The 8,562-nt window shown below is 53.3% G+C and carries 7 protein-coding genes; 6 read left to right on the forward strand and 1 reads right to left on the reverse strand.

Annotated elements, in window-relative coordinates; genetic code table 11:
* Nucleotides 1-424, reverse strand: a 424-nt coding sequence (locus VEI96_11785) for a tetratricopeptide repeat protein (protein HXX58674.1), incomplete at its 3' end; no start/stop codon positions are given.
* 116 nt (nt 425-540) lie between these two features.
* Between VEI96_11785 and VEI96_11790 the strand changes: the two genes are divergently transcribed.
* The 6 genes from VEI96_11790 to napH all read left to right on the forward strand — a co-directional run bounded on the left by VEI96_11790 (nt 541) and on the right by napH (nt 8,498).
* Nucleotides 541-1,611: a thioredoxin domain-containing protein gene (locus VEI96_11790; protein ID HXX58675.1), complete on the forward strand. Its 1,071-nt coding sequence runs from the start codon at nt 541-543 to the stop codon at nt 1,609-1,611.
* Nucleotides 1,612-1,917: 306 nt separating this feature from the next.
* Nucleotides 1,918-2,382 carry a cytochrome c nitrite reductase small subunit gene (gene nrfH / locus VEI96_11795; GenBank protein ID HXX58676.1) on the forward strand — a complete coding sequence of 155 codons (465 nt, stop codon included), beginning with the start codon at nt 1,918-1,920 and terminating at the stop codon, nt 2,380-2,382.
* Nucleotides 2,383-2,397: 15 nt separating this feature from the next.
* Nucleotides 2,398-3,888, forward strand: coding sequence for an ammonia-forming cytochrome c nitrite reductase subunit c552 (locus VEI96_11800; GenBank protein ID HXX58677.1), 1,491 nt, complete (start codon nt 2,398-2,400; stop codon nt 3,886-3,888).
* 188 nt (nt 3,889-4,076) lie between these two features.
* Nucleotides 4,077-6,848 (forward strand): nitrate reductase catalytic subunit NapA, encoded by a 2,772-nt coding sequence (gene napA / locus VEI96_11805; GenBank protein ID HXX58678.1) that lies wholly within the window; start codon nt 4,077-4,079, stop codon nt 6,846-6,848.
* Nucleotides 6,849-6,855: 7 nt separating this feature from the next.
* Nucleotides 6,856-7,671, forward strand: coding sequence for a ferredoxin-type protein NapG (napG, locus tag VEI96_11810; protein ID HXX58679.1), 816 nt, complete (start codon nt 6,856-6,858; stop codon nt 7,669-7,671).
* The gene (gene napH / locus VEI96_11815; protein ID HXX58680.1) at nt 7,668-8,498 is read left to right on the forward strand and encodes a quinol dehydrogenase ferredoxin subunit NapH; all 831 of its coding nucleotides are present in this window, start codon (nt 7,668-7,670) and stop codon (nt 8,496-8,498) included. The genes napG and napH overlap by 4 nt, the downstream gene beginning before the upstream one ends.
* Nucleotides 8,499-8,562: the final 64 nt, after the last annotated feature.

Raw genomic sequence — 8,562 nt, forward strand, 5'->3', positions numbered from 1 at the left:
CATTTTGGGCAGGATCAAGGGAAACGGCTTTTTCATAGAGTGCGATCGCCTCGTCAGTCCTGTTCTGGCTGTTATACATCTGACCGAGGAGTATCAGCCCCGGAACAAACTTCGGGTTCGACTTTACGACCTTTTCCGCAATCCGCGTAGCTTCCTGGGCCCTTCCCGTTTTCAGATAGATATATGCGATCTGAACCTGGAGGTACGCCGATGAAGGATCGAGCTGAAGGGCCTCCTGGTAATATCTCAGAGCATCTTCCCAGTTACCGGACAATTCCGCGCCATAACCGAGCAGATAGTCATAGTACGCGTCAGCAGGGGCTTCGGCCTCTTCCGGCGCTCCGACCCTGCCACCCTGCGAGGCGCAGGAAACCAGGAGCGAGACAATCACGATACAGAGAAAGCGAGATACTCTCGATGGCAAAGGAATCTCCTTCGTTAAGGTTCAGTTTTTAATTATACCAGAATAACTCCGGCGAAAAAAAGCTGTGTAGCCGGGCAGGGATTGGGCCTCGGGGAAACTCAGACACTGAAGAAAGGATGTGGAAGTATGATATTATAGGAGAACATGAAAAAGAACTCTGGGCACGCATGCAGAAAAAAGGTCTTCTCATAAGGGCTTCGCTTCTCGCCGGGCTTGCGCTCTCGATCGCTTCCGAACTGAATCTCTGCAGTACTTCTGCCTGCAGCGAGGCACATAAATATGCCCTCTTCGGCATCCCCTTTTCGATCGTCGGGATCGCATTCTTTATCACGGCAGAGATCCTCTATGAATTCAGAGGTTCCTACAGGACCTTCGCCGCTCTCCTCTTGCTTATCATCTTCGGCGCATGCGGCGCGGAACTCGCCTTTATCCTCATCCAGAAATATCAGATTCAGCAATGGTGTCCCCTGTGCGTAGGGGTGGCGGCAACGGTTTATTTCGCTGCCTTCCTCATGTCTTTCGAAAAGGTAAGAGACTTTTCTATACATCTCAAAGAGAGGAGAATAGTGTTTATGCAGGCAGTGAAAAAGCTGACGCTCATCGTTGTCGTCTTTATCATCGGGTTTTTCGTAGCTTACAAGGGTGCACAGAAGGGGGAGGCTCAGGACAATGTTCCCGACATATTCCTCGGAATTAAGAACAGTTCTCTCGAAGTCTTTATCCTGACCGACTGGTTCTGTCCCGCATGCCGCAAGGCGGAGCAGGAGATAGAGAGGGTCGTGCCTGTTCTGGAGAAAAAGGCAAAGGTTGTATTCGTTGACGTACCCATCCATCCGGAGTCGCTGAACTACACGCCGTATAACCTCTCCTTTCTCGTGAACGAAAAGGAAAAGTACATCGAGGTGAGAAAGGCGCTCATGGGCCTGACAGGGAAGACAAAGGAGCCGACCCCTGAAGAGGTTCAGAAGGTGGTAGCTCCGTTGAATGTCACCCAGAAGCCTTTGAGCTTCATGACTGTCAACAGCGGAATGAAATATTATGACACTATCAAGAAGACCTATAACGTCAACGCCACCCCCACGGTCGTTGTGAACAACGCCAAGACAAAAAAGACCGTCCGTCTCGTCGGGGTTAAAGAGATAACTGAGGCGGGCATTCTGAAAGCATTAGATGAGGTTTCCCAGTAGGGACCGCATCGGACTCGGGGAGGGACGCCGGCGGGGATAGGGGAAAACTCCCGTAGGATTTCCGGTGAATGAACCGATTATTTTCTCCCTTTACGCCTCGTTGAGACCGTCTCTACCGAGTTTGACCATCACCCTAGCCGCAGAGATAAACTTTTCTTTGTGGGCGAGACATGATGAATATCTATTTTATTTCTTTTCGAGTATAATGATAATTAATAACTGACCTTGTAATTATAATTGCCGTTGGAATCATGATGCCAGGGCTTCAATCCTCTCATAAGTTCGGAAGATAAAGGAGGTGAAAGCATGGATCAAGCTAAGCGGAGAACGGTCAGGCTCTATCTGCTCATTGTGATGATCGCGGGAATAACTCTCTTCATTTTCCTCTCCCTTGGTCCTCCAAAGTTGCTCGCCAAATCGGAATCACCTAACTTCTGTTCAGGATGTCATGTCATGGAGTCGGAATATGAGGCGTGGATCCACACCGGAGCGCACCGGCGAAACAGATGCATCGACTGCCATCTGCCCAATGAGAATCTCGGTCTCCACTATGTCTGGAAGTCGATTGACGGCTTGAAAGATTCTCTCTTCTTCTATTCAGGCAGAATCCCCGAGCAGATCAAACTTTCCTCTCACGGGCAGAAGGTCTTACAGGAGAACTGCATCCGCTGTCACGGAACCACAGTGGAGTTCATTAATCACGACAGGAAATGCTGGGAGTGCCATCGGGGGATCACTCATAAGCGGAGCGGATCGATGGAAACCCTTTAGAAGGAGGTTGGCGAAATGAAAAAGAGAAGCTTGATGTTCGTAATGCTGTTCGCACTGCTCGCCCTCGTATCGGTCTTCCTCTATGGCTGCCCACCGCAGAAGGCCGAACAGGTCAAACCGGTGAAGATAGCGGACGGCGAAATAGACCCTGCAAAGTGGGGCAAGGCATACCCTCCCGAGTTCGAACTCTGGAAGAAAACCGAAGAACCCACTCCTGTCGGAAAGAGCAAGTACAAGAGGGGCTTTGATGCGGACAAGGTGACCTATGACAAACTGGCGGAATTTCCCTATATGGCGCTCCTCTTTAACGGCTGGGGGTTCGGAATCGAGTACAACGAGCCGAGGGGCCATGCGTATATGCTCAGGGATCAACTCGAAGTTGACCCTTCAAGGGTGAAGGCAGGAGGCGTCTGCCTTTCCTGTAAGACCCCCTATGCTCCTAAGCTCGAAAAAGAGATGGGTATCGATTACTACAAGAAACCTTACACCGAGGTTCTCGGCCATATCCCGCAGGAGCACCAGAAACTCGGTGTCGCATGCATAGACTGTCATGACAACAAGGATATGTCCCTTAAGATATCGAGGGCCTTCACCCTCACGGCGGCACTCAAGGATATGGACGTGAACCCCGAGAAATTGACCCGCCAGGAGATGAGGAGCCTCGTCTGCGCCCAGTGCCACGTGACGTACACTATCCAAAAAGACCAGGACATGAAGTCAGTCGCCCTCTTCTTCCCGTGGCAGGGAAGCAAGTGGGGAAATATCGCGATAGAGAATATCATTAAGAAGATCCGCAGCGATCCATCGTATGGCGAGTGGAAGCAGAACGTGACAGGATTTAAGATGGGATTCATCCGCCATCCCGAATTCGAACTCTACTCGAACAATAGTGTACATTGGAAGGCGGGTGCGGCCTGCGCGGATTGTCACATGCCATATACGAAGGTGGGGGTCTTCAAGGTGTCGGATCATCGGGTCGAAAGCCCCCTCAAGAGTGACTTGAAGGCCTGCATGCAATGCCACAGCGAAAGCCCCGAGTGGCTGAGGGAACAGGTCATCGCGATCCAGGACAGGACCGTTTCACTCATGCTTCGTTCCGGCTATGAGACTGCCGTTGTGGCAAAGCTCTTCGAAATCGCGAATAAGGCGATCGCCGAAGGGAAACCGGTCGACAAGGCGCTCTATGACAAGGCCAAGGATTACTATGAAGAGGCTTTTTATCGCGTCGTCTTTGTCGGCGCCGAGAATTCAGTCGGTTTTCACAATCCCACAGAGGCCGGGAGGATCCTTGGTGACGCGACGGCATTTGCGGGAAAGGCCGAGGGACTCCTCCGGCAGGCACTCGCAAAAGCGGGTGTGAACGTACCGCTCGTTGTCAACCTCGAGTTGAATAAATACCTCGATGAGCGCGGCCAGAAGAAACTCAAATTCAACCCGAAATTCGAATTCAAGGATCCCTACGGCGTACAGGAAAAGCTCATAACCGTCGATCAGGTAAAGAAATAGGTCTGGGGGGCGGCGGGCCGATCTGTCGGCCCGCCGCCCCCCCACAATCAGCCATTAAAGAAGAGCCGGAAAGACAAGTGTCATCCTATCGTTATGCCTTCCGATGCTTCTGTCTCACGACAAGAGCACTATTGTCGGAAGATGCCTACCGCCAAGAGGGGTGCTGAGTAAAGAGAAAGGGGGTAAACGTGTCACTGTCAAGAAGAGAGTTCCTGAAAACAACCGCGGCGGTGTCTGCTGCTGCGGCAATCGGCATGACAGTTCCTGAAGAACTATGGTGTATCGCGAAAAAGACGGAGGCGGGATGGAAATGGGACAAGTCCGTCTGTCGCTTCTGCGGTACCGGTTGCGGCATCATGGTCGCGACAAAGAACGACATGATCGTCGCCGTCAAGGGTGACCCGGCCGCGCCGGTGAATATGGGTCTCAACTGCATCAAGGGGTACTTCAACGCGAAGATCATGTACGGCGCCGACCGCCTCACAGAACCGCTCTTGAGAGTCAACGAGAAGGGTGACTTTGACAAGAAGGGGAAGTTCAAACCGGTCACGTGGAAAAAGGCATTCGACGAAATGACAACGCAGTTCAAGAAATATTACAGCGAGATGGGACCGACCGGGGTCGCCATGTTCGGTTCGGGCCAGCACACGATACTCGAGGGATACGCTGCTGCAAAGCTTTATAAGGCGGGCTTCAGATCCAATAATCTCGATCCCAATGCCCGGCACTGCATGGCCAGTGCGGTCGTCGGCTTTATGCAGACATTCGGGATCGATGAGCCGGCAGGAAACTATGACGACATGCACTATTCTGACACAATCGTCCTGTGGGGATCGAACATGTCGGAGATGCATCCCGTGCTCTGGTCGAAAATCACCGACAGGAAACTGAGCGACAGCCAGAGAGTCAAGGTGGTGAATCTCAGCACCTTCACCAACAGATGTTCGAACCTGGCGGACATGGAGATCATCATCAAACCGAATGCAGACCTCGCGATACAGAACTATATCCTGAGGGAGATTATTTACAATCGTCCGGAGGCGATTGATTGGGATTTTGTGAATGACAACTGCATCTTTGCGACGGGTTATGTTGATATCGGCTACGGCTTGCGGCCGAAGATCGATCATCCAAAATACAAGAAATCCGAGCTTGACACCGCAAGCAAAGAGGCATACAAGATAATGACGAAGGACGAAGCGACCGGAATGGCTGCATTGGGGATCAAGGCCGGCGAAAAAATGGAGATGAAACATGCCGGATCGGCCGATGTCCACTGGGCGATCAGCTTCGAGGACTTCAAGAAAGGCCTAGAGCCTTACACCCTCGAGTTCGTCGGGCAATTGGCAAAGGGGGATGATGATGAACCTCTCGATGATTTCAAGAAGAAACTGGTGAAGCTTGTCGACCTGTACACGGAGAAGGGAAGAAAGGTCGTCAGTTTCTGGACCATGGGGTTCAACCAGCATATTCGCGGCACTTGGGTGAATGAGCAGGTGTATGCGATCCATCTCATGCTCGGCAAACAGTGCCAGCCGGGGAACGGGGCATTCAGCCTTACGGGGCAGCCGAGCGCGTGCGGGACTGCGAGGGAAGTCGGGACATTCTGCCACAGGCTCCCTGCGGATATGGTCGTCGGAAACCCCAAACACAGAGAGATGACCGAGAAGATATGGAAACTTCCCGATGGGACGCTCAATCCCGTTGTCGGCTCCCATTACATGAAGATCATGAGGGACCTGGAGGACGGAAAGATCAAGTGGGTCTGGGTCCAGGTGAACAACCCCTGGCAGAACTCTCCGAATGCGAACCACTGGATAAGTGCGGCGCGTGACATGGACAACTTCATCGTCGTTTCCGAAGCGTATCCGAGCATTTCAGCAAAGGTAGCCGACCTCATCCTCCCTACCGCGATGATCTTCGAAAAATGGGGAGCCTATGGAAACGCGGAGAGGAGGACACAGCACTGGAGGCAGCAGGTTACCCCCTTGGGCAAATCGATGTCAGACAGCTGGCAATTAATCGAGTTCTCGAAGCGCTTCACCCTGGCGGATGTCTGGAAAGAGCTCAAAATCGATGACAAGACGACCCTGCCAAACGTTATCGAGAAAGCCAAGGAGATGGGATACAATGAAGGCGACACGCTCTTTGAAGTCCTCTTTGCGAATAAGGAGGCGAAGAGGTTTGCCTGGCCAGACCCGATAGGGGCCGGCTACCCGAACACAGAGGCCGGGGGGGATACGAGAAAAGTCGAGGGCTTTAAGGGATACGGCTTCTTTGTGCAAAAATATCTCTGGGAGGAATACAGGAAGTTTGGCTCCGGGCATGGTCACGACCTGGCCGATTTCGATGCCTATCAGAAGGTGAGGGGTCTGAGATGGCCTGTCGTCGACGGCAAGGAGACCCTCTGGAGATTCAATGCGGAGTATGATCCCTACGCGAAAAAGGCAGATCACGGTAAATTCGCCTTTTACGGAGGGGCGTTCAAAGAGATACCGAAGGGAGACCTCCAGGGTCCCCGCGGAGATGAGAAGGTCAAGCTGCCGAACAAGGCAAAGATATTCCTTCGCTATTACATAGAACCAGCTGAAGTGCCGGACAACGAATACCCCTTGTGGCTCTGCACGGGCAGGGTTCTCGAGCACTGGCACAGCGGCACCATGACGATGAGAGTGCCGGAGTTATACCGCGCGGTTCCTGAAGCACTCTGTTTCATGAATCCCCAGGACGCAAAGAAATTCGGCTTCAAGGAGAACGAACTCATCTGGGTCGAGTCGAGGAGGGGGAAGGTGAAGGCGCGTGTCGAAACGAGGGGAAGGAATAACCCTCCCCGGGGCTTGATCTTCGTCCCGTGGTTCGACGAAAAGGTCTTTATCAACAAGCTGACCCTCGATGCGACCTGCCCGATTTCGAAGGAGACCGATTTCAAGAAGTGCGCGGCAAAGGTGTACAGCGTCTGAGCGATCGATGAAGGAGGATACCGCAGGAGGTGCGATGCTGCCCGAGAGGAGACGATTTCTCCTGACGACGGCAAGGAGTCTCGCATTGGCGGCCGCGGGCGGCATCGTCTGGTCGGGGTACATTGAAGGAGGAAAGGCCTATCCCCTCATCCTGAGGCCGCCGGCAGCAGTGAATGAAAAGGACTTCTTCGCCCGGTGCACGAAGTGCGGACTCTGTGTCGAAGCCTGTCCCTATCATGCGTTGATCCTCGCGAAGCCGGGGGACGCGAAGCCGATAGGGACGCCCTATTTTACTCCGAGGGAAGGGCCCTGTCACATGTGCAAGGATATCCCCTGTGTGCCCGCCTGTCCCACCGGAGCGCTCAACAGATCTCTCGTCAGTGAGAAGGACGCTGCAGGGCGAGAGAGGCTCGATATCAACCTTGCCAGGATGGGGCTTGCGGTGATTGACAGAGACACCTGCATCGCCTATTCGGGGATCCAGTGTGATGCCTGTTACCGGGCCTGCCCGAGGATCGACAAGGCGATTACCGTCGAGTACTCACGGAATTCCCGCACGGGCAAACACGCGCTCTTAGCCCCCATTGTCCACGGCGACCTCTGTACCGGATGCGGTCTCTGTGAAAGGGCCTGTGTCACCGAGAAGGCGTCCGTCTTCGTCCTGCCGAGGAACATCGCCATGGGAGCATCGAGCTCGCAGTATATCAAGGGTTGGGACGCCGGGGACGAGAAACGATTGACGGAAACACCAGGAGATACAAGGACGCGAACACCGAGAAGTGAAAAAGACCCCCTCGATTACCTGAACAGGGGAGACTTATGACGAGGGTTCGACGGCTGATGAAAGAGAATAAATTCTTGATGGCGAGGAGAATCATTCAGGTTGCGGTGCTCTTTTTCTTTTTCGCGGGAAACTCCTTCGGCTGGAACATTCTCAAGGGCAATCTCAGTACGGCAAGGGCCTTCGGGGCACTTCCCCTGTCCGATCCTTTCGGTCTGTTGCAGGTCTTGGCCGCAGGCAGCCTCGTTTCGATGGAAGCGATTGCCGGAGCTCTTTTGGTGGCCCTCGTTTATGCCGTTGTCGGAGGTCGTGCGTTCTGTAGCTGGATCTGCCCGCTCAACATCATCACAGATGCGGCAAACTGGCTCAAAAAGATTTTGCGCATCGACACTGCCGGAGAATGGTCCATGAGCAGAGCGTCCAGGTACTGGATCATGGCCCTCAGTCTCGTGATTTCGGCACTGCTCGGTGTCGCGGCTTTTGAATGGATCAGCCCGATCTCGATGCTTCATCGCGGTCTCATCTTCGGAATGGGCCTCGGATCCCTTTCCGTTCTCGCCGTCTTCCTGTTTGACCTCTTCCTCAAGAAAAACGGTTTCTGCGGCCACCTCTGCCCTCTTGGCGGCTTCTACTCCGCCATCGCGACGTTCAGTCTCATCAGGGTCAAGCACACGAGAGAGAGGTGTACCCTCTGTATGAAATGCGTGGACATCTGTCCGGAACAGCAGGTGCTTCATAGGGTAGGCCACCGGACCGGATTTATTCTTTCAGGGGAATGCGTCAATTGCGGGAGATGCATCGATGTCTGTGAAGAAGGGGCATTGGGATTCAGCAATAGACTCGTTTCTCAAAAAACCTCACCCATATAACAAAGGAGGATACTATGCTCGGGATTGGCAGAGTGCATTTGACGGTGATCGGACTCATGCTCAC

Source organism: Thermodesulfovibrionales bacterium, assembly GCA_035622735.1.
Classification (GTDB): domain Bacteria; phylum Nitrospirota; class Thermodesulfovibrionia; order Thermodesulfovibrionales; family UBA9159; genus DASPUT01.